The following is a 25,254-nucleotide window of genomic DNA, read 5'->3' as shown; positions in this document are numbered from 1 at the left end:
GATCAGGCTATCTCCGAGACCAGGGGGGTGGTCGCACCGCACCGCCCAGCGGAACCTTCATCTCCGGATCCGTGCCGTCCCCTCGGTGCGGCGCCGCGGGTCGTAGGGTGGGCGGCGTAGGCCCGCGGAGATTCCAGGAGGGGACATGCCGGCACGTCAGCTGCTCCGAGACGACGCCCGGGATACGGGCGCATGACCGAGATCCGCCCCCTCGAGACGCCGGCGCAGGTGGCCGAGGCGAATGCCGTCCTGCGGGCCGTCTGGCAGGGCGACCACGACGCCGTACCGTCGAACACGCTGATCGCCCTCGCTTACGCGGGCAACTACGCGGTGGGGCTCTACGAGGACGGGCGGATGGTGGGTGCGTCCGTCGGCTTCTTCGGACCGCCCGCGGACCTCGTGCTGCACTCGCACGTCACGGGCATCCTGTCCTCCCATCGCGGCCGGGGCCTGGGGAAGGTCATGAAGCGGCATCAGCGGGACTGGGCCCGGGAACGCGGGATCGAACGCATCACCTGGACCTTCGACCCGCTCGTCGGCCGCAACGCCCGCTTCAACCTCGGGGTGCTGGGGGCGCGCGCGACCGCCTACCTGGTCGATCACTACGGGTCGATGGACGACGGCGTGAACCGGGGCGACCAGACCGACCGGATCTTCGTCGAGTGGTCCATCGGCGACCCTGCTCCCGGCCTCGACGGCCCCGGCGCCGTGGTGGTGCCGCCGCAGGACATCGCGGCCGCCGTCGCCGTGCCGGAGGACATCGAGCGGATGCGGGCGGAGGCACCCATCGCGGCCGCGACGTGGCGCCGCATCGTCCGCGACGAGATCCGCGGCCACCTCGCCGAGGGCCTGCGGATCGTCACCTTCGACGAGCGCGGATACCTGTTCAGCCGCTGACGTCCACCCGCTCGGCCCGCCTGCTCCCGCGTGCGGGGTGGGTTCTGCCACACTGGCGGTATGCATCGCACGGGCGGCGACGTCGCCGCGACCCTTGCCCAGGTCACGCCGGCAGCGCGCCGCCGTGACGCGGAAGCGCTGCGCGCCCTGCTGTCCGAGGTCACCGGCCACGAGCCGGAGTTGTGGGCCGGCGGCATCGTCGGGTTCGGAGCCTGCCATTACCGGTATCCGGCGGGTACCGAGGGAGACTCACCCATCCTCGGCTTCGCACCGCGCAAGCGTGCCTGCACGATCTATCTCCTCGACGGGATCGACGCGCACTCCGCCGACCTCGCCGAGCTCGGCGTGCACAGCACCGGTGTCGGCTGCCTCTACCTCAGCGACCTGGGGGCGGTGGATGCGGACGTCCTCCGCCGCATCCTGGCCGCCTCCTTCGCGCGGGTGACCGCGGGTGAGACCGTGGACGCGGTGCTCACCGTCATCGACTGAGCGGCGCTCTCACCCCAGCCGCGGGGGAGAGTACGCGAGCTGCGCCGTGATCAGGCCCTGCTCGCGGCTGACGATCTGCGCCCGTCCGGGCACCGACGGGACGGCCTTCACCCGTCCGATCAGCGGCCCCTCCTCGGGGCTGCCACCGAGCAGGATGCCGGTGACGCCGAGGTCCGTGAACCGCTGGATGATCGGGTCGTAAGCGGCGCGGCTCGCGCCTCCCGTCCGGCGGGTCAGGACGACGTGCAGGCCGAGGTCCCCCGCCTGGGCGAGCAACGGCTGCAGCACGGCGAGCGGGTTCCCCTGGCTCGTCGCCACGAGGTCGTAGTCGTCGACCAGAACGAATCCCTCCGCGCCCTTCCACCAGCTGCGGTCCCGGAGCTGCTCCGGGGTGACGTCGGGACCGGGGATGCGGCCGGAGAAGAACGCCGCGAGCTCCGCCATCCCGCTCGAGGCGGGCTCGTGCGAGGTGAGGTAGGCGCCCAGGTAATCGCTCGGGATCTCGCCGAGCAGGGACCTGCGGTAGTCGACGGCGAAGATCTTCGCCTCGTTCGGGCCGTACCGCCGCATGATCTCCTGGGCGACCCCGCGGAGGAAGGCGGACTTGCCCATGCCGGAGTCGCCGTACACGAACAGGTGCGGTTCCTTGACCGGATCGATGCCGAACGGGGCGAGCTGCGCCTCGTCCACGCCCAGGAGGATCCGCGGGTCGGCCGCGCCCGCCGCCGTCCGGAGCTCGTCGAGCTCGATGTGCTCGGGGAGCAGGCGGAGCTTGGGTCCGGGCGCGCCGCGCCAGGCCGCGCTCACCCGGGCGATCATGTCCTCGACCCCGTCGACGAGCGCCCCCACGTCCGAGGACCCGTCGATGCGCGGGAGCGCGGACAGCATCTGCAGGCGCTTCGCGCTGAGTCCCCGGCCGGGCTGGCCCGCCGGCACGTTGGCGGCCTGCTTGCGGTCGATCTCGGAGTCGGACGGATCGCCCAGCCGCAGCTCCAGCCGGGTCTGGATGAGATCCTTCAGGCTCGCCCGGATCTCCAGCCAGCGGTTGGCCGTGACGATCACGTGGACGCCGAAGCTGAGCCCTCGTGCGGCGATGGTCTGGATGCGGGCTTCGAGGGCCTCGTACTCCGTCCGCAGTGTCGCCCAGCCGTCGACCACGAGGAAGACGTCGCCGTATCCGTCGTCCACCACGCCCTGGCTGCGGCGGAGGCGGTAGGTGTCGATCGAGTCGATGCCGTTCCTGCGGAAGAACCCCTCCCGCTCGTCGATGATGGACTCCACCTCGGCCACGGTGCGGCGGACCGCTTCCGCCTCGGTGCGGGTGGCGACCCCGGACACGTGCGGATGCCGCTGCAGGCCGGTGAAGCTGCCGCCACCGAAGTCGAGCACGTAGAACTGGAGTTCCTGCGGGGTACCGGTCAGGGTGAGCGCGCTCACCAGGGTGCGGGCGAGGGTCGACTTGCCGCTGAGCGGGCTGCCGACGATCGCCACGTGGCCGGCCGCGCCGCCGAGGGACACCACCAGGTGCTCGCGGCGCTGCTCGAGCGGCACGTCGACGATGCCGAGGGGGACGGTGAGTGCGCCGGCGCCGCGCCACGAGGGGGAGACGAGTCCGAGCTGCGGGTCCTCGACGAGGTCCGCCATCAGCTCGTCGAGCGATGCCGGGTCGGTCAGCGGCGGCAGCCACACCTGGTGGGCGGCGGGGCCGCGTCCGGACATCCGCTCGACCGCGATCTGGAAGGTCGAGCGCTCTTCGGCCGGCTGCGGGACGTCCTCGCGCACCGGCCGGGAGCTCTCCTCGACGATCTCCAGGGGCTGCGGGGCGGCGGTGAACAGCTCGATCCGGGCGCCGTCGTCCGTGCTCTCCGCGCCGGTGGCGGAACCGGCACGGATCTTCGTCTTCGGGGTCCCGGAGACGTAGGCGGCCTTGAACTGCACCAGGTTGTCGGTGTCGGCCTTCAGATAACCGACCCCCGGTTCCTGCGGCAGGGTGTACGCGTCCGGCGTCCCGATGATCGTGCGCGACTCCGCCGCGGAGAAGGTGCGCAGACCGATCCGGTAGGACAGGTAGGTGTCGAGGCCGCGGAGCTTGCCCTCCTCGAGACGCTGCGAGGCGAGGAGGAGGTGCACCTGCAGGGAACGGCCCACGCGGCCGATGTTGATGAAGCTCTCGACGAACTCCGGCTTGGCCGCCAGCAGCTCGGAGAACTCGTCCGCGACGATCAGGAGCGCGGGCAGGGGCGCCAGATCGGTGCGCCCGCCCTTGCGCGCCTTCTCGTAGTCCGACACGTTCGCGAAGTTGCCGGCCGCCCGCAGCAGTTCCTGCCGCCGGACGATCTCACCCTGCAGGGCGTCCTGGAAGCGGTCGACGAGCGCGAGCTCGCTGCCGAGGTTGGTGATGATGGCGGAGACGTGCGGCATCCCGGCCATGCCGGCGAACGTGGCACCACCCTTGAAGTCGACCAGGACGAAGTTGAGCTGTTCGGGGGAGTGGGTGAGTGCGAGCGCCAGCACGAGGGTGCGCAGCACCTCCGACTTGCCGGAACCGGTCGCACCGATCATCACGCCGTGCGGGCCCATGCCCTGCTGGGCCGCCTCCTTGAGGTCGAGCATGAGCGGCACGCCGTCGGTGTCCTGCCCGATCGGCACGCGCAGCCGATCGCGTTCCAGGCGTCCGGACCAGGCGCGGTCGAAGTCGATCTCGCGGACGTCCGGCAGACCCAGCAGCTCCACGAGCTCGCGCTGACCCTGCAGGGCGGATGCGGTGTCGGTGAGAGCGGTCGGGTTGGTGTGCAGGGGCATCAGCCGGCGGGCGGTGGCCTCGGCCTCGGCGACCGTCGTCGTGTCCGGGGTGAAGGGCCGCGCTCCCGTCGTGAGGTCGATCAGCTCCGCCCCGGCGTCCGCGGACTCCGCGGCGGGCATGGCGATGCGCAGGACGTCGGGGTTCTCCAGCTCGGACCAGCGGCTGGGCAGCTCGATCACGGTGACGCCCAGCATCCCGTCGCCGCCGACCACGGGGTCGCCGATCGGCAGTCGCACCCCGTCGACCACCAGGAGCACGTGCGGGGTGACGCCGCCGCCGCGCCCGAACCGCGGGCGCTCCCGCAGGCCGGCCGGGAGCAGGTCCTCCAGATCGTCGAGCGACGAGGCGATCAGGCGGGCGGGGCCGAGCTTGTCGGCGGCGCGGGAGGAGAGCGCATGCGGCAGCCACTTCGTCCACTCCCACGCGGGCAGCTGCGCCTCACCGGCGAGGATCGCGACGATGACGTCCTCGGGGTCCTGCAGGGTCGCGGCTCCGATGACCATCGCCCGGGCGAGGGCGCGCACGGCCTCCTCATCCGATCCCACGATCTCGATCTTCGCGTGATCGGTGAGGGTGACCCCGAGGGGGAGTGCGGGCTGCACCTCGTGCGTGAGCATGAACCGGTGCGCAGCGGAGGCGGCCACCGGGTCGAGCTGCGCCAAGGGCGGCAGTTCGGGGGCTTCGAGCGTGATGCACAGCGGCTGATCGGCGGTCCCGATGCGGGTGAGGAGGAAGTTCTCGTCTCCGGGCTGGCGTTCCCAGACGCGCGTGCGCTCCTCCGCGATGAACGGCAGAGCGGAGGGGGCGGGCGTGATCCACCCGCCGTGGCGGCGCTGCTTGCGTGCGGCGGTGCGCACCGTCTCGCGCAGCTCGGCGAGGTACGCCAGGTACTCGCGGCGGTTACCGAGCACCTGGGCGGTGCGCTGCGCCTTCTGGCGCCATCCGTTGACGGCGACGAACCCCAGGGACGAGAGCAGGAACATCCCGCCCGTGATGAATCCGGTGGGACCTGCGTTCGAGATCGTCACCATCACGATCGCGCCGACGCTGCCGAGCATCGGCAGCAGCGAGGTGAGCATGCTGCTGCCACCCTCGTTGGGCACGAGCTCCGGCGGCGGCTGCACGACGATGCGGCCGCTGGGTACGGATGGCGGTGCCAGGCGTGGCCCCTTGCTCACGAGGGTTCTCCGATCAGGCGGCTGACGGTGAAGACGCGGTTCCCGATGCGGATGCGCGTCTCGTCGTCGACATAGGTGCGGGTCAGGGGCGTCAGCGGGCGTGCCGCGCCGTCGTCGTCGATGAGGTCGGTCCCGTTCGTCGACCCGGCGTCGGTGACCCAGGTGCCCGAGCGGTCGTGCTCGAGCCGCAGATGGGTCTTCGAGACGCTCGCATCGGGGTCGTGCACCACGAGCACCGCGTCGGTGGGCTGTGTCTGCTCCGGGTTCCGGCCCAGGTTCACCGCGACCGGCACGGGGAGCTGCACCCGCTGACCCGTGTCGAAGACGAGGAGGAGCTCGCCCGTGGGGACGGCCTCCGCGCCGTCCGGGACCAGGGGCACGGCGCCGGAGGGGCGCGCGGCGGGCTGCCCGGTGGTGTCGACGTCGGTGCCGGCGGGCACCGCGGCCGCGGCTGCGGGCATGGGTGCTCCCCAGTGCGGTGCGAGGGGGACCGCGGACTCCGGCGCGGCCTGCACCGGCGACGCGTTCCCGGCGCGGGCCGCTCCCGCGGCGCCCGGCGACCAGGGGCGTGCGACGACGGTGGGGGAGGGGAGCGACAGCGGCTCCGCCGACGACCCGTGGCGCGGTCCCCGGGGGTCCCGGGACCTGCGCGGCACGGCGACCACGACGGTCTGCGCGGCGCGGTCCGCCCACGACCGCCGCAGGCCGGACCGGTCGTAGGCGGCGGTGGCCTGCACCGCCCATGCGCCGACGGCGAAGACGAGGCCCCCGAGGGCGACGAGGGACCCGCGCACGAAGGAGCGCCCGGCGCCCGGAGAGTACGGGGCGTCCTCCCGGATCACCCGCAGTCCCAGGAGTGCCTTGCCGGGACCGACGCCCGTGCGGGCCTGCAGGATCCAGAGGGCCAGGAGCGCCTCGGCGCCGATCGCGAGCCCGAAGACCGCGGAGGCGGTCACGGCCCACGCCGCTCCGGTCAGGGTGATCACGATCGCCGCGTCGATGCTGAAGGCGGCGAGCCGGGCGCCGACGGATGCGGGCTCTCCGGTGACGAGCGGGGGCAGGCTCATGCGTTCATCACTCCACGCAGGGTATCGATGGCATCGGCGGCGAGCAGCCCCGCCGGAAGGGACAACGCGATCGCGATCCACTCCACGACGTCGCCCACCTTCGACCAGAACAGCGAGTTCGCACCACGGCCCGCCGGGATCACGGCGAATCCCGCCGCGACGCCCAACGCGAGGCAGAGTCCGGCGAGCACCGTGATCTGCAGCTCGCCCGCGTCGCGGGTGGCGGCCAGCACGGCGACGACCACCAGCACGGCGGCCGCGGAACGCGGCATCCAACGCAGGAACGCGATGGAGGACCGCCGAGCGCCCAGGAGCAGAGCCAGCGTCGTCGTCGTCACCAGCGCGATCCGTCCTGCCATCACGAGCGGGTCCGAGGAGTCGAACGAGGGGACGGCGAGCGGGGCGGACGCGGCGGCCGCGACGCTCAGGATGAAGGTGCCGGCCAGGAGACGTCCCGTGGAACGGGCGACCAGCTCCCGCGCGTCCGAGGTCCCGATCGAGGTGATCTCCTCCGGCAGGGTCTGCCGCACGCTCCAGCGGGTGGACTGGTAGCGCCCGTAGTCCACGAACATGCCGGGCGGCACGTCGACGAGGCTCGCCATCAGCACCCGCAGGGCGACGGGGGTCAACCCGACGGTGACGGCCGCCGCTGCGCCGGCATCCAGATGCATCAGGAGGGCGACGGCCCAGACGATGGCGAGGGTGAGCAGGAGGGCGGTGCTCGTGCCGTACTCCGCCCGGAGCGCTGCGGGCCGGGCGACGAGTCGGAGGACACCCGCGAGCACCGCAGCCGTGAGCAGTCCCACGAAGACGGCCAGCGTCGTCGTGGCCGCTGGGAACGCCGGGACCGCGGTGACCCCGGCGGCGAACGCGAGGAGCAGGACGGCGATGATGGCCGGATGTCCGCCGGGGCGCGCCGACCGGGCACGCGCGGAGAAGAACAGGCCGGTGAGCGTCGCACCGATGCCGGCCACGATCGCGACGGCCAGGCGCAGAGCCGGATCGAAGGCCGACGGTGCCCACAGCGAGACCGCGCACAGCAGCACGCCGATGCCCACAGCCGCCCACCATGCCCCGATCGCCTCCCCGGGACCGTCGCCCGGCGCGGGGCCTCGACGCCGTGCGCGCGGCGCCGCCCGGAGGGAGAGATCCACCACGGCGAGGACGGTGCCGTCGGCGACCTCCTCCGCCCGCAGCAGCGGGCTCACCTCGCGCCCGTCCCGTTCCATCAGCACGTCGCGGCCGACCTCGGGGCGGACGCCGATGCGTTGCAGCGCCTCGTTCAGGGTCGCATCGAGCGGCAGCAGCAGGTCATGGCGCTGCGTCCCGTCGACGATCGCGATGCGGCGGCGCTCGGTCACCTCGGTCGTCACCGGTCGGCGGCTTCCGTCGGCGGCACACTGGCGGACGGCGCGCGCCGGGGCGCGGCGACTCCGTCACGGGCGCTGGTCATCGGTGTGTCATCCCCCCGGGGAAAGCAGGCGTCGCGGTCCGCCCAGCGTATCGGCCGCGGGCGGGTCACCTCCGGGTGAAGCGCTTCGCGGAATGGAGGTCGGTCTCGACGTAGCCGTCGGCGATCTGCTCGGTCGAGGCGGCGATGCTGCCGAGCACCGTCTTCATCTGCTCGAACGTCGCGGACCACTGCCGCTGCGCGTTGTCGTAGGCGACGCGGGCGGCGCCATCCCAGTTCACGCGGAGCCGGGCGGCCTCCTGCTCGAGGCTGCGCAGCGCCGCTTCGATCCGCTGACTCTCCCGCCGGAGCTCGGCGGCCGATGCCGTCAACGCCGCGGGGGAGATGCTGAGGTCGCCCATGGTCACTCTCCTCCCATCATCGCGCCGAGTCCGCCGATGGTGGACCGGTGCTGATCCTCGAGCGCGCTCTGATCGCGCTCGGTCTGGCGCAGCGCGGTCTCGAGGTGGACCAGCGTCGCGTTGATCCGGTTCGCGCCGCTCGTCCAGGTCTGCATCATCTCGGAGTACGAGCGTGCCGCGTCGCCCGTCCAGATCGAGAGGATCTGATCCAGCTCGGCCTGCACGCGCCGGGTGCTGTCGGCGATGTCGATGTGCGCTCCCGCGACGGCCTCGGCGCCGCGCCGCAGCGCCCCTTCGGCGGCGGAGATCTCTTTGCTCATGACTGCCCCTCACAGATCTGTGCTCGACGTTCGTGCATCGGTCAGTCCCTTCCCCCGGCGCCGGCGTTCTCGGAGCGCGGGCCGAAGTCCTCGTCGTCCTCGATCTTCGGGGCGATCGGTCCGCCCAATCCTCGGCCTTGCTTCTCGGACCGGCCGCCGGCCCCTGCCGGAGCGCCGCCGCCGCCCATCATCGCGGTGCCGCCGCGTCCCGCTCCGCCATCGGCGCCGGCACCGGCCGCGCCGGTCGCGCCGCCGCCGCGGGCGCCCAGCATCCCGCCGCCGGTTCCGGACCCGGCTCCGGCTCCGGCACCGCCGGCGTTGGCGGTGAGCCCGCCCGCCATGCCCCCGGCGCGACCCAGCCCGCCGGCTCCGCCCGATCCGCCGAGTCCGCCCGCGCCACCCGCGCCGCCCAGGCCGCCGAGGCCGCCGAGTCGTCCCAACCCACCTGCGGCCGCCGCGCGGCCCAGCCCGCCGAGTGCCGCGGCTCCGCCGGCGCCGGCGATGAGTCCGCTGGTGAGGCCGCCGGTTCCGCCGCCGAGTCCACCGGGGGAGGGCACCTGGGTGCCCGGGCCCGGTACACCGCCGGAGATCGGGCCGTCCGGCGTCAGGTCCGGGGGTGCGGGCACGGTGGGCGTCGTGGGCGTCGGGAACACCGGCGGCGTGGGCGTCGTGGGCGTCGGGAACACCGGCGGCGTGGGCGTGGTGGTCACCGGCGGCTGCGGCACCAGGACGGGCGGCTGCCCGGGGACGGGGACGATCACGGCCCCGCCGCCCCCGGATCCGGGAGAGCCCTGGTCCATCGGGTTCACGTTGAAGTTGGGGTAGTTCTCGAAGCTGCGGTTGCCGGGCGGCGGTACGGGCACGGGCTGGTATTCCGGGCCGTCGTACGCGGTGCCCCCGGGACCGACGGGCGGCGGCGGCTCCAGCGGTTCGGGCGCCGTCAAGCCGTCCAGCCGATCGCTGATCTCCTCGACGGCCTTCTGCGCCTGGGATTCCCGGCGATTGCCGAAGAACCAGTTCGCCGCCTGCACGGCGCCCTCGCCGGCGATGATCGAGATCGGTCCGAGCGGGATCGTGGCACCGGTCGCCGCACCCCGGACGAGGGCCTCCTGCTCCGGGGTGAGACCGCCGGAGCCGAGTTCCTGGAGCCGGGTCGCGGCGTCGCGGCGGAGCTCGTTCGCCCGCGCGACGTAGGTTTTCACCTGGACGAGGTAGTTCTTCAGGCGGGCCGCCTCCTTCGCGGCCTCGCTGAGGCTCTCGGAGGCGGCGAGGCCGGACTCGCCGGTCAAGCCATGGTCGGTGGCGGCGCGTCTCAGGACCGGGCGCAGGCTCTCCAGCGCCGCATCCAACTCTTCCTGTGCGGGGAGGTCCCAGGACTCTCCCCCGTGCGCCAGGTTGCGCAGGCGGTTCTCCCACTCGCTCACGGTGTGCCTCCGTTCGGGTTCTTCTTGCTCCGTCTCACCAGGACGATGGTGAGGATGACTGCGCCGACGATCACGATGAGCAGTACGACGGCCCCGATGACGACCGGGACGACCCAGCCGGGCGCGTCCTCGTCGGCCGTGGGGGCGGAGGGGTCCGCGGAGGGCGTCGCCGCCGGTGCCTCGGACGAATACTGCGCGATCTGATCCAGGGACGGCCCGCCGAACCGGCGGTCCATGATCGGGTTCTCGTCGGGGTACTGCGCGGGATCGACACGAAGGAGGTGGCCGAGCGACGCGGCGCCGTATCCGAAGCCGCCGGTCGGGTCGTACTCGAGTTCGTGGTCGTCCGCCCAGGTGTTGTGGATGAGGGACTGGATGAGCTGGTTGCCGCCCGCCTCCGGGTACTTCTGCGACGTGACGGCGAGCATCCCCGCGACGATCGGCGCGGACAGCGAGGAGCCCGTGACCGGGATGGTGTCCGCCCAGCCGCCCGTCGCCGTTCCGACGGTGTCGATGTCGACACCGGCCGCGACCACCGTCACCTCGTTGTCGATGACCGGTGTGCCCTGCGCGTCGGTCTGCAGGTTCCCGTCCACGTCGAAGGCGTTCACGGTGACCACGCCGTTGAACGCACTCGGGAAGTTCGCGAGGGGATCCCCCGCGGCGTCGTTGGAGATGGCCGAGACGAAGACGACCCCCCGGGCGATGGCCTGGGCGATGACCTCCTCATCGGCCGCGGAGAACGAGGACGAGGCGATGGAGGTCGTGACGATCTCCGCGCCGTCGGCCATCGCGCGCTCCAGCGCCCAGCCGCCGCCGGTCAGCCCGCGCTCCTCCACCTCCGCGGGGAGCGGGCAGGCGTCCTCGCCGTCGAAAGCGCCCACGCCCCAGCCGTAGAACGTGACCGAGGCGTCGGGGGCGATCCCGCGGATGGCGCCCCCGCCCTCGCCGTTGCCGATCAGCAGAGCGGTGATCGTCGACCCGTGGTTGGCGTCGTGCGAGAAGTCGGCGCTGACCACCGGCTTGTCGAGGCAGACCGGGGTCTCGTCGACCGTGAGGTCCGCCCCCTCGAAGACCGGCAGGTCCGGATTGATCGCCGCGTCGATGACGGCGACCTTCACGCCCTCACCGGTCCATCCGTCCGCGTGCGCCGCGGGCACGCCGTACAGCTCGTACCACCACTGGCCGTTCTCACTCGCTTGGGCGGGCAGCACGGCGCCGGCGGTCATCGTCGCGGCGATCGCGAGACCCACCAGCAGGCGCCGGGCGCGACGCGGTGACGGACGGGATGGCAGGGATGCCGGGGAGGTGCGGGACACGGCTCAGACGCCGCGGGCGTGCATAGGGGAGCCGGTGGAACCGGCGGTCTGCGAAGGCGTGCCGGGTGCGGCGGGCGCAGCAGGCGGAGCGGTGGGTGTCTCGCTGACGACGATGCCGTCGATGATCGCGGTGCCCTTCGCCGCTTCGCTCGCGCTCAGCCGGTCCGTGTCCTGGAGCTGGGCCACCGTCTCGGTCAGCGCCTCGGCGTTCTGCGCGACGGTCCCCCGGATGTACCCGGTGTGCCGCGCGATGCTGCGGGCCGCGTTCTGCAGGCGCGCGGTCACGTTCGCCGCGGCCGACTCCGACCGGTTCCCCACGACCTCGCGCACGGCGGCGGGGTCCGGCATGCTGGCGGTCTGCTGCCGCAGGCGCGACGAATAGTGGTGGGCCGATTCCCCGTCGATGCTGATTCGCATTGCTGTCATCCCCCGGATGTGTCGGAACAGAAGCTGCGGGCCGGGGCCGGATGCGCACGCATCCCGGCCGCCGACCCGCAGAGGACGTGCGTCAGAGGGCGAAGCGCCCTGCGGCCGACTTGTCGGTCGAGACGTATCCCTGTGAGATCTCCTCGGTCTTCGACGAGATCTGCTCCAGCAGCGTGTTCAGCGCGATGAGCGACTGGTTCCACTTGCGCTGCGCGTCGTCGTACGCGTGCTGGGCCTCACCGTTCCAGGAGGCGCGGAGCTTGCCGACCTCGGACTCGAGCGTCTCCAGCTGGGACTTGATCCCGTTGGCACCGCCCCGGATCTGCTGGGCGAGGGCGATGACCTGCTCCGGACGGACTGACATCGACTGCATGTTCGAAACCCTTTCTTCCCTGCGCCGCGAGGCGTCAGGAGCCCATCATCGACGAGAGACCGGAGATGGTCTGCTGGTGTGATTCTTCGGAGGCCGCCTGGTCGCGCTCGGTTCCTGCCAGAGCGTCCTCGAGAGTGACGAGCACCTCGTTGAGCTTCGTCGTCTCCTGGTTCCAGCGCTGCATGAGCTGCGTGTAGGCACCGGCTGCGGCGCCGGTCCAGAAGCCGGCGACCTGTTCGATCTCGCCGCGGACCTTCTTGACCTGCTGGTCGATGCCGGCCTTGGCCGTGTTCACTGCCTGAGCGCCGCGCTTGAGCGCACCCTCTTCAGCGGAGATCGTGTCTGCCACGGGTGTCCCCCCTCTTCCCTGTTCGATGGGCGTTGCTGTCGGTCGGCCGCGCTCGACGAGAGGAGGCGTATGAACCAACCGGACTAAACGGTATGGACTCGGCGATCACGCCCGCAAGCTCTTGACAGGCGTGTGCGATGAGACTTCTCTCACATTGACGAAACACCGCGTCCACACACGCACAAGGGGCAATTGCCCCCTATCCGGGCGAACTAGACTGCCCGGTGCGACTCGAACCGCACCTACGGACGACGCCGAGCTCGAGGGGGAACCGCACCGTGGCCCAGACGATGAGCGCGCCCCGTGCGCTGCTGCGAATCTCCGTGCAGAGCGAGGGCAGGCGTCTCGACATCGGCGTGCCGGCTCAGGTTCCCCTGATCGAGTTCATGCCCGGGTTCGCCCGCAGTCTGGGGGTGCTCGACCCGACGATGACGTACGCCGGTTACGCCCTGCAGAAGGCCGACGGCACCGTCCTCGACGTCGCGCAGGGCGCCGCGCCGCAGGGCGTGGAGGACGGCGACGTGCTCACCCTCGCGCGCGGCGGGCTCCTCGCCCAGCCGCGGGTCTACGACGACATCGTCGAGGCGGTGATCGACGCGACCGGCCGCCTGAACAAGCCCTGGTCGGCGCAGGACAACGCCCGCACCGCCCTCGCGGTCAGCCTTACGCTGCTCGGTGTCTGCGCCTTCCTCCTGCTCGCAGCAGGCCCGGCCCTCGGGGTCGGCGCGCTGATCGCCGGTGGCGGAGCGGTGGCGCTGCTCACCGTGGCCGCGGTGGTCGGCCGGCTCGGGCAGCTCGAGGCCGGCCAGGGGCTCGGCATCGCCGCCGCGGTCTTCGCGGCCCTCGCGGCGTACCTCGCTGTCCCCGCCGACCTCCCGCTGTGGGGATGGCCCCTGGCCGCGGCAGGGCTCGGGATGCTCGTCGTCGCCGGGATCTCCCTCGCCCTCCTCCCGGACGGCTCGGACGTGCAGCTCGTGCCGCTGGTACTGGGCGGCGTGATCGCCGTCACGGCCCTGTTCGCGGCGATCATGCCGGGGGACGGCACCGGCGCGTTCGCGCTCATGATCGGCGTCGTGGCCACCCTCGGCGGGGCGCTGCCATGGTTGGTGCTGAGCTCGACCCGCATCCGGGTGGTCTCCCCGCAGAGCGACGCGGAGATGTTCGACGACCCGGTCCCCATCGACGCCGATGACGTGGCGCGGCGCGCGGCGCGCGGCCAGCGGATCCTCGTGGCCCTGCGCGTGGCGCTCGGGCTCGCCGTCATCGTCGGCACGCCGCTCGTGGCCGCCGGTTCGCCGGTGGGCGCTGCCCTGTGCGTGCTGGCGTTCGTGGCCATGATGTTCCCCTCGCGTCAGGCATATGCGCGGGCGAACGTGCTGGCCGTGATGGCGGTCGGCACGCTCGGTCTCGCGGTCGCGGGTCTGACCGCCTCACTCGCCCAGCCGGGCCTCCGGCTCGTCCTCATGCTGGCGATCGGGGCCGCCGCGGTGATCGTGGTGACGGTGACGCTCCTGTCGCCGAAGGCCCGCACCCGGCTGACGCGCCTGGCCGACACCGCCGAGCTCGTGGTCGTCGCCGTCCTGCTGCCGCTCGCCGTGATCGCGGCCGGGCTGGCCTGACCCGATGGCCACCAAGAACGACCTCATCGAGGCGCAGACCTTCTCGCGCCGACGTCTGCTCACCGCCTTCGTGAGCGGTGCCCCGGGCGGCAAGGAGCTCGAGCCGACCGCCCCCCTGCGGGCGGTCATCGCTGCGATCGCCCTGACCGTCGCCGTCGTGCTGGTGGGCGTGTTCTGGGGGTTGATCAAACCGGGGCTGCCCAACGGGTGGGACAACGGCAAACTCATCCTCGTCAGCGACACCGGCGCGCGGTTCGTGACCGTGGACGGCAAGCTGCACCCGGTCATCAACACCGCGAGTGCGCGCCTCCTGCTGCCGGCGAGCGACTTCGCCGTGATCTCGACCGACCAGCAGAACCTGGACGGGGTGAGCCTCGGCGAGACGCTCGGCATCGTCGGCGCGCCCGATGAGCTCCCCGCACCGGAGCGGCTCCGGAACGCGGGCTGGAGCGCGTGCGTCGGCGAGGACGCCGTGGTGGACGTGCGCATCGGGGGCGGTTCCGCCGAACCGGCCGGCCGGGCCGTCGTCGTGGAATCGGACGGGGACCGGTTCGTGATCGACGGCGAGCGCAGCTATGCGGTCGACGAGGGCAGCGACGCGATCCTGCGCGCCGCCGGCATCACGGCGCTCGATCCGGTCCAGGTGCCCGCGGACTGGCTCAACCTGTTCACGCCGGGATCCCCGCTCGCCCCCATCGTGGTGGCGGATGCGGGCGCCGCCGTCACCGGCACGGACCTGCGCGCCGGGGACGTGGTCCACATCCGCGGCACCCCCGACGACGACCGGTTCCTGGTGCAGTCCGACGGCACCCTCGCGGAGCTGACGCCGCTGGCCTGGCGCCTGTATCAGCTCGGCGAGGCGGGCGGTGACGAGGCGATCGAGGTGTCCGGCGCCGAGGTCGCGGGGCTGGAGACGACGGCGCGTCCCGCGGGCGGCGCGGACTGGCCGGTCGACGGCTTCCGGTCCATCGCCCCCGACGAGCGCGCCTGCGCCCTCCTCGTCGGTGACGGGGCGCAGGCGCACACCGTCCTGGCGACCCGGCCGGCCGGGGCGGAGATCCGCGCCGGTGTGCACGTGGAGCCCGGCACCGGTGCGCTGGTTCGGGCCGGAGGACGGGGCGCGCAGAGCACCGGCATCGTGACCCTGGTGGACGCGACGGGAACGGCGTTCCCCCTTCCCGGCGCGGACGAGGAGACGGTCAACCGGCTGGGATACGCCGTGTCCGACATCGGTCTGGCCGGGGACGTCTGGATCGACCTGCTCGCGACCGGACCCGCCCTGACGGCCGAGGCCGCGGGTCGCTCCCCGTCCGGCGAGACGGACGCGGAATGAGCGTCCGGCCCCGACTCGCCGCCGCGACCCTGGCGGGTGCCGTCGTCGTGGCGCTCCTTCCGCTCGCCGGTGCGACGGCCGCCGAGCCGGTGCGGGCCGCCGCGCAATCGCAGTGCACCGCCACCACCCGCATCACCGAGACGGTGCCCGCGCTGGAGGTCTCCCAGAGCGAGCTCGCCTGGTCCGTGACGCGGGGGGCGGGCGTCACGGTCGCCGTGGTCGATTCCGGCGTGAACGCCGCCAACCCGCACCTGGTCGACGCGGTCGTGGGCGGGGTGAATCTCGTGCCGGACGGCACGGATCCGTCCGGCTTCAGCGACGTCTACGGGCACGGCACCGCGATCGCCGGTCAGATCGCGGCGCGGCGCATCGACGGCTCGTCCGTCGAAGGTCTCGCCCCCGAGGCTGCGATCCTCTCCGTGCGGGTTTTCGCCGGAACGGAGAACCAGCAGGTCGAGGCGGGGTTCGGGCCGACCGCGCAGCGCCTGGCCGACGGCATCCGATACGCCGCGGACGCCGGAGCGCAGGTCATCAACGTCTCGATGAGCACGACGCGGGACGAGCCGTCCCTGCGCGAGGCCGTGTCATACGCCGTGGCGCGCGGCAGCCTGGTGGTGGGCAGCGCCGGGAACCGCGACTCGACCCTCGCGGTCGAGGAGAGCGACGAGGACGGGCCCCGCTTCCCCGCCGGATCACCGGGCGCGATCGGGGTGGCCGCGGCGGACCTCGGCGGCGTGGTGACCGATGCCAGCATCCACGGTCCGCACGTCACGGTGAGCGCACTGGGACAGCAGATCGTCACGACGTCCTACCAGGGCGGGGACTGCACCTACGCCGCCGAGGTACCGGCCACGAGTTTCGCCGCTGCCTACGTCTCCGCCGCGGCTGCGCTCGTGGCGGCGGCCCACCCCGCGGAGTCCCCCGAGCAGTGGGCGTACCGGTTGGCCGCGACGGCGGTGCGCCCCGACCCGGATGCCAGGGACGACGCCGCAGGGTGGGGCGTCGTGCAGCCCTACGAGGCGATCTCCCTGATCCCGGGTGCCGGGATCCGCGGCCCGTCGAGTCCGTTCGTGGGAGAGTCCCGTCCGGTCCCGTCCGTCGTGGCGGCGGAGCCCGTGCGGGTGGTGTCGGACCCCGGTCCGGATGCCGAGGCGATGGCCCTGGGTCTCGTGGCCGGTATCGGGGGTCTCGTGCTGCTTGCTGCGAGCGGCGCGATCGGGGTCTTCATCGCGCGGCGTCGCCGGCTCGATGCGACCGGGCCCCAGCGAGCCGGTCGCGGTCTCTACGGGGACGACCCGCCCCGCTCCTGATCGCAGGTCGGCGCCGGACTCCGCGGAAGGGTCAGGACGAGGGGGGCTGCAGGACGATGACGGCGTCCCCCAGAACGAACCGGTCCAGCACGGGAGCCGTGCCGTCGGCGGGGACGTGCTGCTCCCGTCCCGCTGCATCCGTGACGGCGACGCCATTCGTGGAGGAGAGGTCGGTCACGGTCCAGGACCGCTCACCCCACTGGAGGCGGGCATGGTGCTTCGAGACCGTGCGTCCGTCGTCGCTGACCGGGACGTACTGGACGCCGGGCTCGGTGGGCTGAGGGTTCCGTCCGAGCACGACGGTCCGGGAAGTGAGGAGGACGATATCTCCGGAGGGGAGCTGCAGCGCCCACCCGACCGGGCCGCGCACGAGCGCGGTGGCGTCGTCGGCATCACGGCGTGCGCGCCGGGAGAGCGGCGCGGGCTCGTCGGCCGGGCCGACCGGTGCCGACGTGGGCGGCGCCACCGGGGCAGGGCTCGCCGACGGGGCAGGGCTCCCCGCCGGCGCGGGACGCGCCGGGGCGGCGGCGGGCGCGAGCGCCGGCGCCGGAACCGACGGCATCGGGCTCGGAGCGGGCGGCGCGGGGAAGGCGAGACCCGGCGGCGGTGCGTCCACGGAGGACTCCGGGGCGGTGGACTCGGTCGCTCCGACGGCCGCCGGACGGGAATGCCCGGAGAGCATCGCCCACACCGGCGGGAGCACCGCGGCGAGCACGGCCCATCCGGCGCCGCGGCCCGAGCGCGCATCCAGCCGGTGCGCGGCGACGCCACGGAGGACGAGAGCGTAGAGATTCACGACGGGCACGAGCAGGAGCGCCGCCCTGACCGGGTCGATCCTCCCGAGACGGAACACCTCGGCGTCGTTGAGCACGGGCACCCACGCCCGCCAGCGATCCGTCCCGTGCCGCGCGAACACGCGGGTGAGCCCCAGGGCGTACCAGATGTGCCATCCTGCGGCGACGATCACCACAACGGTGACGGCCAGCCAGGTCAGCACGGTCGCGACGCTGGCATCGACGTTCACGGCTGTTCCACCCTCATCTGGTCCGGTCCGCACCGGTCGCGCGGACACGTCCGGTCGGACGTCGCTCCAGGCTAACCGAGCGGACCGGGTGGCCCGGTCGTCCGTCCACAGGGCGCGGGCCGTCCCTCAGGCGCCGCGCAGACGCTCCGCGAGGTAGGCGTGCAGGCCCTCGATCGGGACGCGCTCCTGGTTCATCGTGTCGCGGTCGCGCACGGTGACGGCCTGGTCGTCCAGCGAGTCGAAGTCGACCGTGACGCAGAACGGCGTCCCGATCTCATCCTGACGGCGGTAACGGCGTCCGATGGCGCCGGCATCGTCGAAGTCGACGTTCCAGTCGCCCCGGAGCTCCGCGGCGACCTGGCGGGCGAGGGGGGAGAGGCGCTCGTTGCGGCTCAGCGGCAGCACGGCCACCTTCACCGGCGCGAGACGCGGGTCGAGCTTGAGCACCGTGCGCGTGTCCACGCCGCCCTTCGCGTTCGGCACCTCCTCCTCGCGGTAGGCGTCGACGAGGAACGCCATCATCGCGCGGGTGAGGCCGAAGGAGGGCTCGATGACGAACGGCGTGTACTTCTCGCCGCTGGCCTGGTCGAAGTAGGTCAGGCTCTGACCCGATGCCTCGGAGTGGCTCTTCAGGTCGTAGTCGGTGCGGTTGGCGACGCCCATCAGCTCGCCCCACTCCTTGCCGGTGAAGCCGAACCGGTACTCGACGTCGATCGTCCCGGCGGAGTAGTGGGCGCGGTCGTCCTCCGGGACGTCGTACCGGCGCATGTTGGCCGGATCGATGCCGAGATCGATGAACCAGTTCCAGCAGGCCTCCACCCAGTGCTCGAACCACTCGTGCGCCTCGGCGGGCGGCGTGAAGAACTCGATCTCCATCTGCTCGAACTCGCGGGTGCGGAAGATGAAGTTGCCCGGGGTGATCTCGTTGCGGAAGGCCTTGCCGACCTGCCCCACGCCGAACGGCGGCTTCTTCCGGCTGGCCGTGAGCACGTTGGAGAAGTTCACGAAGATGCCCTGCGCGGTCTCCGGGCGCAGGTAGTGCAGGCCGGACTCGTCGTCCACGACGCCCAGGTAGGTCTTCACCAGGCCGGAGAAGGCCTTCGGCTCGGTGTACTGCCCCTTCGTGCCGCAGTTCGGGCACGGGATGTCGGCCAGGCCGTTCTCGGCGGGCCGTCCCTTGCGCGCCTCGAAGTCCTCGATGAGGTTGTCGGCGCGGAAGCGCTTGTGGCACTGCGTGCACTCCACGAGCGGGTCGGTGAAGGTGGCGACGTGGCCGGACGCCTCCCAGACGCGCTTGGGGAGGATGACGGAGGAGTCGAGCCCCACCATGTCCCCGCGGCCGCGGACGAAGGTCTGCCACCACTGCCGCCGGATGTTCTCCTTCAGCTCGGTGCCGAGGGGGCCGTAGTCCCACGCGGAGCGGGAGCCCCCGTAGATCTCGCCCGCTTGGAAGACGAACCCGCGGTGGCGGGCGAGGGCGATGACTTTGTCGAGACGGGACTGCTCGGCCACGGTGGCTCCAATGGTCGGGTGGGAGGAGGCGCGAAGACATGCGGCAGCCGGGCGCCGCATCCTTCGATTCTAGTCCGCGCCGGAGGCAGGTCCCCTGGGTCGTCGGCTCCGGCGCCGCTGCGCGCTCAGCGGCGCAGCTCCTCGCGCGCGACGGTCACGTCGTCGAGCTCCGCGGCGTCGATCGCGATCCCGAGGCCCGGGCCCGTGGGTACGCGCACATACCCGTCCTCCAGCACGATCGGCGCGGTGACGATGTCGCGGCGGTAGAAGCGGTCGGATGCGGAGACGTCCCCGGGCAGGGTGAAGCCGGGGAGGGCTGCCAGGGCGGCGTTCGCGGCGCGTCCGATGCCGGTCTCGAGCATCCCCCCGCACCAGACGGGCACCCCGGCATCCCGGCACAGGTCGTGCACCCGGACGGCCTCCAGATACCCGCCGACACGTCCTGCCTTGATGTTCACCACGGCGGCGGCTCCGAGCGCGAGCGCGTCCCGGGCGGACTTGGCGGAGGTGATCGACTCGTCGAGGCAGAGGGGTGTGCGCAGTCTCCGGGCGAGCGCGGCGTGATCGACGAGGTCGTCCTCCTGGAGCGGCTGCTCGATCAGCAGCAGCCCGAATTCGTCGAGGCCCGCGAGCAGGTCGGCATCCGCGAGGGTGTACGCCGAGTTCGCGTCCACCTGCAGGGGGATGTCCGGGAACGCCGCCCGCACCGCGGCGGTGTCGGCGAGGTCACGGCCAGGGCGGATCTTGATCTTGATCCGCCGGTATCCCTCCGCGAGGTATCCGGCGACGGCGTCCACGAGCGCCGCGGGATCGCGCTGGATGCCGACGGACACCCCGGACGGTACCCGGTCGTGCACGGCCCCCAGGGCGGACGCGAGCGGGAGGCCGGAGGCGCGCAGGGAGGCGTCCAGCACGGCCAGTTCGAGACCGGCCTTGGCCATCCGGTGCCCGACGAAGGGGGTGAGCACGTCGCCGACGTCGCCGGGGGTCAGCCGGTCGCGATCGAGGAGAGCGGGGATCAGCCAGCGGCGTGACACGTCCCAGGCGCCCTCGGTGTACTCGCTGGAGTACAGCGGGGCCTGCTGCGTGACGATCTCACCCCATCCGTCGCCGTCCGGGGTGAGCGCGCGCACGACGATGACCTCCCGCTCGGTCTCGGTGCCGAACGAGGTCGTGAACGGGCTGACGAGGGGGATGCGGAGCACGCGCAGTTCGACGCCGTCGAGGGTGACGGCGGGCAGGTCCTCGGGGAGCGGCATGCGCTCAGAGTACCCAGGCGCCCCCTTCCCGCCGGGTCTTCGCCGGGCAGCCGGGCGCGCGGCGGCCAGGTCAGGCGGTGGCGGCCTTCGCGGCCGCCTTCGCAGCGCGCTTGTTCTCCCGCACCCGGGTGAGCGATTCCGGGCTGACGATGTCGGCGACGCTCCGGTAGGAGCCCTCCTCGCCGTAGGGCGCCGATGCCTCGCGCCATCCCGTCCCAGCGAAGCCGCACTGCTTGCCGAGCAGGGCGAGGAAGATCTTCGCCTTCTGCTCGCCGAACCCGGGCAGTGCCTTCAGCCGCTTCAGGACGGTCGGACCGTCGGGGTCGCCGTCCGTCCAGATCGCGGCGGCATCCCCGTGCCAGGCGCCGGCGACCTCACCGCACAGCTTCTGCACGCGGGCAGCCATGGACCCTGGGAACCGATGGACCGCCGGCGTCTCGGCGAAGGCGGCCGCGAACCGCTCCGGGTCGTACCCGGCGATCTCCTCCGCCTCCAGCGTCCCGATCCGGTCCCGGATCTTCAACGGCCCGGCGAAGGCGGTCTCCATGGCGACCTGCTGGTCCAGCAGCATCCCGATCAGCAGGGCGAGGGGGTCGTTCGTGAGCAGCTCGTCGGCGGCGGGATCGTCGGTGATGCGCAGGGACATGACTCCATCGTCCCATCGGCGGCGCCGGGCCGCATCCGGTCGGGTCAGCCGGCGAGGTCGTCCCGCTCGTCAGCCTCGAGATCGGCGTCGACGGCATCCACACGGATGCCGAGCAGCGTCTCGAGGGCGTCCAGGTACGCCTCCGCACGACCGGCGTCGGCGAGCTCGTGCGCCCGCGCGGTGGGCAGGTGCAGGAGTCTGCCGACGAAGTGCCGCAGCGCTCGCTCGGTGCGTCCGTCGTCCCCTTTGAGGCGGGCGCGTTCGATCTCGGACTCGAGGATCTCGAACACGTGCGAGCGCAACGCCACGACGGCGGGTGCCACCGTGCGTCGTTCGCCGCGCACCGTGAACCGGCGCGCCGCGTCCTGCACGAGCGCGCGTGCCGCATCCGTCGCCTGGAGCTCCTCCAGCGGCGCGTGCAGGCGGATCGTCTCGAGGTCGAGCAGCTCCGTGAAGGGGACCGTCGCCACGTCGGGGGAGACGTTGCGGGGAAGACCCAGGTCGATCACGAGGCGACGCCCGGTCTCCTGCGTGTCGGAGCGGTCGACCGGGTCGGTCGCACCGCCGCCGAGGAGGGCCGCGTCCAGCACGTGGTGCTCGGAGGTCGTGCAGGTGATGACGAGGTCGGACATCCGCGCGGCGGCGGGGTAGGCGTCGGCGTCGGCCCAGCCGATGCCGTGCTTGCGCGCGAACTTCTCGCCGCGGCCGGACGGCGAGTGGACCGTGAGATCGGTCACGCCGCGGTCGCGCAGCGCCGCCAGGGTGGCGGCCGCGTAGGCGCCGGTACCGACCAGGAGCACGCGCAGGCGCGTCCAGTCGGGGAAGCGGCTGCTGGCGAGGTCGAGGCCCAGACGCACCAGGGAGCGCCCGGCCCGGCCGAGGGCGGTCGCGTTCTTCACGTCCCGCTGCGCCTCCGAGGCGCGCTGGAAGAGGCGTTCGAGTTCGGGCGAGGTGGTGCCGTCGGCGCGCGCCTCGATGAGGGCGCGGCGCACCTGCCCGGCGATCTCGCCCTCTCCCACCACGACGGACTCGAGTCCGGAGGCGACGGAGAAGAGGTGCTCGGCGACCGCGTCGCCGGTGATGATCTCGTAGGAGCCGGTGAGCTCCTCCGGCCGCACGCCGGTCGCGCTCTGGATGGCCAGGAGGGCGGCCTCCCGGCCGACGGTGCTCGCGGAGGTGACCGGCTCGTCCATCTCCACGTACGCCTCGAAGCGGTTGCAGGTCGAGAGGACGACGGCACCCTGCACGCACTCGTCGTGCGCGGCGATCACCGGGGCGATGCGAGTGGTGTGGATGCTGAGCCGTTCGAGCAGATCGAACGTCGCGGTCTTGTGACTCGCACTCACACACAGCAGCACCCGGGCAGTCTACGCCCGCCCCCTGAGCCCCGGCCGGGAGGCTCCCGCCGCCCCGAGCAGGCGATCAGGGTGGGATGGGAGGATGTGCGGGTGAATGCCGCCCCGTCTCCTGCGTCCACCGGTCCCTCCTCCGCGGGCGCCGCGTCCGCGGGCGCGCCCCGCCCCGACGCCTCGGCGCTCGTGCGCGCGATCCGCGGAGAACGCATCGATCCGGTCCCGGTGTGGTTCATGCGCCAGGCCGGCCGTTCCCTGCCGGAGTACCGGGAGCTGCGGGTGGGCACCCGGATGCTGGACGCCTGCCTCACCCCCGACGTCGCCGCCGAGATCACCCTCCAGCCGGTCCGTCGGCACGGGGTCGACGCCGGCATCTTCTTCAGCGACATCGTGGTGCCCCTGCGCCTGGCCGGGATCGACGTCGTCATCGAGCCGGGACGGGGCCCCGTCTTCGCCGATCCGGTGCGCACCGCATCCGACGTGGCGAAGATCGTGGCGATCGATCCGGACGAGGTCGCCGCCGCCGCGGAGCCGGTGCGCGAGGCCGTGCGCATCGTCGTGGGCGAACTGGGGGACACCCCCCTCATCGGTTTCGCGGGTGCGCCGTTCACCCTCGCCGCGTACCTGATCGAGGGTGGCCCCTCCAAGGAGCATCTCCGTGCCCGCGCCATGATGCACGCCGACCCGGGGGCGTGGCACGACCTCGCGGGCTGGCTCGCCCGCGTCTCCCACGTGTTCCTGCGCGCGCAGACGGATGCGGGCGCCTCCGCCGTGCAGCTGTTCGACTCGTGGGCGGGATCGCTGTCGGTCGCGGACTACCGCGCCTTCGTCGCGCCCCATTCGCGCGCGGCCCTCGCGGGCGCGGACGCGCCGCGCATCCACTTCGGGGTGGGGACCGCGCATCTGCTCGCCGACATGCGTCTGGAAGGTACCGCGGACGCGGTGGGCGTCGACTGGCGGACCCCGCTGGATGCGGCGGCGGCCGTGCTCGGACCCGACGTCACGGTGCAGGGCAACATCGACCCGGCGCTGCTGCAGGCGCCGTGGGACGTGGTCGAGGCGCACGTGCGGGACGTGATCGAGCGGGGACGCGCGGCGCGCAGCCACATCCTGAACCTCGGTCACGGTGTGCCTCCCGAGACCGACCCGGACGTGCTCACCCGGATCGTCGCCCTCGCGCACGAGGTGACCGCGTGAGCGCGGCGGATCCGCTCGCCCGGCTCGTGTCGCAGGCGCGCGAGACCCGCGCGGTCGTGGTCGGCGGTGGGATCGGCGGTCTCGTCGCGGCGCTGGAGCTCGCCAAGGTGGGTATGCCGGTGACCCTCCTCGAGGCGTCGGACCGCGTCGGCGGACTCGTGCGTTCCGCCGACGTCGCCGGCATCCGCCTCGACGTGGGCGCGGAGAGCTTCGCCACGCGCGGCGGGACGGTGCGCGCGCTGGTCGACGAACTCGGTCTCGGCGGCGACGTCGTCCCGCCCGCCGCGCACGGCGCCTGGGTGGCGGGACTGCCCGGTGGCGGCGCCGCGCCGCTGCCCAAGGGCGGGGTGCTCGGCATCCCGGACAACCCCTGGGATCCCGAGGTGCGGCGCATCATCGGCTGGGGCGGGGCCTGGCGCGCCTACCGCGACCGGCTGCTGCCGCCGCTGACCATCGGCCACGACCGCAGTCTCGGGCACCTGGTGCGCAAGCGTCTCGGCGGGGCCGTGCTCGATCGCCTGGTGGCCCCCGTCACGAGCGGGGTCTACTCCGCGCGTCCGGACGACATCGACGTGGACCTCGCGGCGCCGGGGCTGAACGCAGCGCTGACGCGTACCGGCTCGCTCACCGGCGCGGTCGCGGAACTCCGCGGTGAACGACAGGTCGCCCCGGGCGGCGCGGTCGCCGGGATCGAGGGCGGCATCGCGCGTCTGATCGACGCGCTGGTCGCGCGCCTGAGGGATCTGGGCGCGGAGGTGCGCACCGAGGCGCCCGTGATCGGCATCGCGCCCGCGGAGGACGGGCGCTGGAGCGTCCGCCTCGCGCCGCCGGCCGACGCGGACGCGGAGGAGGCGCTCACCGCCGACATCGTGATCGTCGCGGTGCCCGAGGCGGAGGCGCGGCGGCTGCTGTCCCCCGTGGTCCCCGCGCTGGATCCCGAACCGGGACCGGCCCCGGTGGTCGAGATCGTGACCCTCGTGCTGGACGCCCCGGCGCTGGACGATCACCCGCGCGGCAACGGCGTCCTCACCGTTCCCCACTCGTCCCGGGCCAAGGCCCTCACCCACGTCACCGCGAAATGGGAGTGGGTGCGTCGCGCCGTCGGCGACGGCGTGCACGTCGTCCGTGTGTCCTTCGGTGCGCAGGGTGAGGACCCCGCGACGGCGGACCTCGGCGACGAGGATGCCACCGCGCTCGCCCTCACGGAGGCCGCCGCGCTGCTCGGCGTTCCGTTGGAGGCGAACCGGCTGCGCGGGGCGCATCGTGAGCGGTACGTGCAGTCCTTGCCGGGCTCCGCCCTCGGCCGCGCCGCGGAGGTCGCCGCCGCGCGGGGTGCGGTGCGCGCCATCCCGGGTCTGGGCGCGACCGGAGCGTGGCTGTCCGGCACGGGACTGGCCCAGGTCGTCCCGGACGCCGTCGAGGAGGCCGACCGCGTGCGTCGGGCCGCGCTGTGGGGTCACGGCGAACCACAGGTGTGACCCCGGTTGTCAACCGGATGCCGATTGCGGCATACGGGTCTACGCTGTGACACAGATCAGCTCCACC

Annotated in this window: 22 protein-coding genes; 7 read left to right on the top strand and 15 right to left on the bottom strand. The window is 72.9% G+C overall.

Annotation, left to right across the window (positions count from 1 at the left end):
• Positions 1-192: 192 nt before the first annotated feature.
• Positions 193-897: a GNAT family N-acetyltransferase gene (locus F6J84_RS13880; RefSeq protein ID WP_150974374.1), complete on the top strand. Its 705-nt coding sequence runs from the start codon at positions 193-195 to the stop codon at positions 895-897.
• 60 nt (positions 898-957) lie between these two features.
• Complete coding sequence (locus F6J84_RS13875) at positions 958-1,386, top strand: DUF1801 domain-containing protein (protein ID WP_150974373.1); 429 nt, start codon at positions 958-960, stop codon at positions 1,384-1,386.
• Positions 1,387-1,395: 9 nt separating this feature from the next.
• Here F6J84_RS13875 and eccCa read toward each other — a convergent pair whose 3' ends face one another.
• From eccCa to F6J84_RS13825, 10 genes are all read right to left on the bottom strand, one after another.
• Positions 1,396-5,367, bottom strand: a complete 3,972-nt coding sequence (gene eccCa, locus F6J84_RS13870) for a type VII secretion protein EccCa (protein WP_150974372.1) — start codon at positions 5,365-5,367, stop codon at positions 1,396-1,398.
• Entirely contained in the window at positions 5,364-6,434 is a 1,071-nt protein-coding gene (locus F6J84_RS15585; RefSeq protein ID WP_191905687.1) for an RDD family protein, read from the bottom strand. The genes eccCa and F6J84_RS15585 overlap by 4 nt, the downstream gene beginning before the upstream one ends.
• Entirely contained in the window at positions 6,431-7,807 is a 1,377-nt protein-coding gene (locus tag F6J84_RS13860) for a hypothetical protein (RefSeq protein WP_191905686.1), read from the bottom strand. Before F6J84_RS13860 ends, F6J84_RS15585 begins: the two co-directional genes overlap by 4 nt.
• A gap of 145 nt (positions 7,808-7,952) precedes the next feature.
• Positions 7,953-8,246, bottom strand: a complete 294-nt coding sequence (locus F6J84_RS13855; protein WP_150974371.1) for a WXG100 family type VII secretion target — start codon at positions 8,244-8,246, stop codon at positions 7,953-7,955.
• A gap of 2 nt (positions 8,247-8,248) precedes the next feature.
• Positions 8,249-8,566 (bottom strand): WXG100 family type VII secretion target, encoded by a 318-nt coding sequence (locus F6J84_RS13850; protein ID WP_150974370.1) that lies wholly within the window; start codon positions 8,564-8,566, stop codon positions 8,249-8,251.
• A gap of 41 nt (positions 8,567-8,607) precedes the next feature.
• Positions 8,608-9,990 carry a hypothetical protein gene (locus F6J84_RS13845; RefSeq protein WP_150974369.1) on the bottom strand — a complete coding sequence of 461 codons (1,383 nt, stop codon included), beginning with the start codon at positions 9,988-9,990 and terminating at the stop codon, positions 8,608-8,610.
• A complete protein-coding gene (locus tag F6J84_RS13840; protein ID WP_150974368.1) occupies positions 9,987-11,309 on the bottom strand; it encodes a S8 family peptidase in 1,323 nt (440 codons plus the stop codon). Before F6J84_RS13840 ends, F6J84_RS13845 begins: the two co-directional genes overlap by 4 nt.
• A gap of 3 nt (positions 11,310-11,312) precedes the next feature.
• Positions 11,313-11,726 (bottom strand): hypothetical protein, encoded by a 414-nt coding sequence (locus tag F6J84_RS13835; protein WP_150974367.1) that lies wholly within the window; start codon positions 11,724-11,726, stop codon positions 11,313-11,315.
• Positions 11,727-11,817: 91 nt separating this feature from the next.
• Positions 11,818-12,108, bottom strand: coding sequence for a WXG100 family type VII secretion target (locus F6J84_RS13830; RefSeq protein ID WP_238702522.1), 291 nt, complete (start codon positions 12,106-12,108; stop codon positions 11,818-11,820).
• A gap of 34 nt (positions 12,109-12,142) precedes the next feature.
• The gene (locus F6J84_RS13825) at positions 12,143-12,457 is read right to left on the bottom strand and encodes a WXG100 family type VII secretion target (RefSeq protein WP_150893815.1); all 315 of its coding nucleotides are present in this window, start codon (positions 12,455-12,457) and stop codon (positions 12,143-12,145) included.
• A gap of 290 nt (positions 12,458-12,747) precedes the next feature.
• Here F6J84_RS13825 and eccD point away from each other — a divergent pair, with 290 nt between their 5' ends.
• Genes eccD through F6J84_RS13810 form a run of 3 tightly spaced genes read left to right on the top strand, consistent with a single transcriptional unit; the run spans position 12,748 to position 16,719 of the window.
• Entirely contained in the window at positions 12,748-14,076 is a 1,329-nt protein-coding gene (gene eccD, locus F6J84_RS13820; protein ID WP_238702521.1) for a type VII secretion integral membrane protein EccD, read from the top strand.
• Positions 14,077-14,080: 4 nt separating this feature from the next.
• Positions 14,081-15,409 (top strand): type VII secretion protein EccB, encoded by a 1,329-nt coding sequence (gene eccB, locus F6J84_RS13815; RefSeq protein WP_150974365.1) that lies wholly within the window; start codon positions 14,081-14,083, stop codon positions 15,407-15,409.
• Complete coding sequence (locus F6J84_RS13810) at positions 15,406-16,719, top strand: S8 family serine peptidase (RefSeq protein WP_150974364.1); 1,314 nt, start codon at positions 15,406-15,408, stop codon at positions 16,717-16,719. Before eccB ends, F6J84_RS13810 begins: the two co-directional genes overlap by 4 nt.
• 31 nt (positions 16,720-16,750) lie before the next feature.
• On the opposite strand, the gene F6J84_RS13805 is transcribed toward F6J84_RS13810, so the two are convergent.
• The 5 genes from F6J84_RS13805 to F6J84_RS13785 all read right to left on the bottom strand — a co-directional run bounded on the left by F6J84_RS13805 (position 16,751) and on the right by F6J84_RS13785 (position 22,518).
• Positions 16,751-17,743, bottom strand: a complete 993-nt coding sequence (locus tag F6J84_RS13805; RefSeq protein ID WP_150974363.1) for an FHA domain-containing protein — start codon at positions 17,741-17,743, stop codon at positions 16,751-16,753.
• A gap of 126 nt (positions 17,744-17,869) precedes the next feature.
• Positions 17,870-19,255, bottom strand: a complete 1,386-nt coding sequence (locus F6J84_RS13800; protein ID WP_150974844.1) for a glycine--tRNA ligase — start codon at positions 19,253-19,255, stop codon at positions 17,870-17,872.
• Between the two features lie 125 nt (positions 19,256-19,380).
• Positions 19,381-20,514 carry an o-succinylbenzoate synthase gene (gene menC / locus F6J84_RS13795; protein ID WP_150974362.1) on the bottom strand — a complete coding sequence of 378 codons (1,134 nt, stop codon included), beginning with the start codon at positions 20,512-20,514 and terminating at the stop codon, positions 19,381-19,383.
• Positions 20,515-20,584: 70 nt separating this feature from the next.
• Positions 20,585-21,160, bottom strand: coding sequence for an HhH-GPD-type base excision DNA repair protein (locus tag F6J84_RS13790; RefSeq protein ID WP_150974361.1), 576 nt, complete (start codon positions 21,158-21,160; stop codon positions 20,585-20,587).
• Positions 21,161-21,204: 44 nt separating this feature from the next.
• Positions 21,205-22,518, bottom strand: coding sequence for a glutamyl-tRNA reductase (locus F6J84_RS13785; protein WP_150974360.1), 1,314 nt, complete (start codon positions 22,516-22,518; stop codon positions 21,205-21,207).
• Positions 22,519-22,746: 228 nt separating this feature from the next.
• Between F6J84_RS13785 and hemE the strand changes: the two genes are divergently transcribed.
• Positions 22,747-23,709 (top strand): uroporphyrinogen decarboxylase, encoded by a 963-nt coding sequence (hemE, locus tag F6J84_RS13780; protein ID WP_420846202.1) that lies wholly within the window; start codon positions 22,747-22,749, stop codon positions 23,707-23,709.
• Positions 23,706-25,187 carry a protoporphyrinogen oxidase gene (gene hemG, locus F6J84_RS13775; RefSeq protein WP_150974359.1) on the top strand — a complete coding sequence of 494 codons (1,482 nt, stop codon included), beginning with the start codon at positions 23,706-23,708 and terminating at the stop codon, positions 25,185-25,187. Before hemE ends, hemG begins: the two co-directional genes overlap by 4 nt.
• The last annotated feature ends 67 nt before the right edge of the window (positions 25,188-25,254 follow it).

Origin of the sequence: Microbacterium caowuchunii, assembly GCF_008727755.1 — a bacterium.
Lineage (GTDB): Bacteria > Actinomycetota > Actinomycetes > Actinomycetales > Microbacteriaceae > Microbacterium > Microbacterium caowuchunii.
The sequence above is the reverse complement of the archived record's forward strand: the minus strand, read 5'-3'. Positions and strand labels throughout refer to the sequence as shown.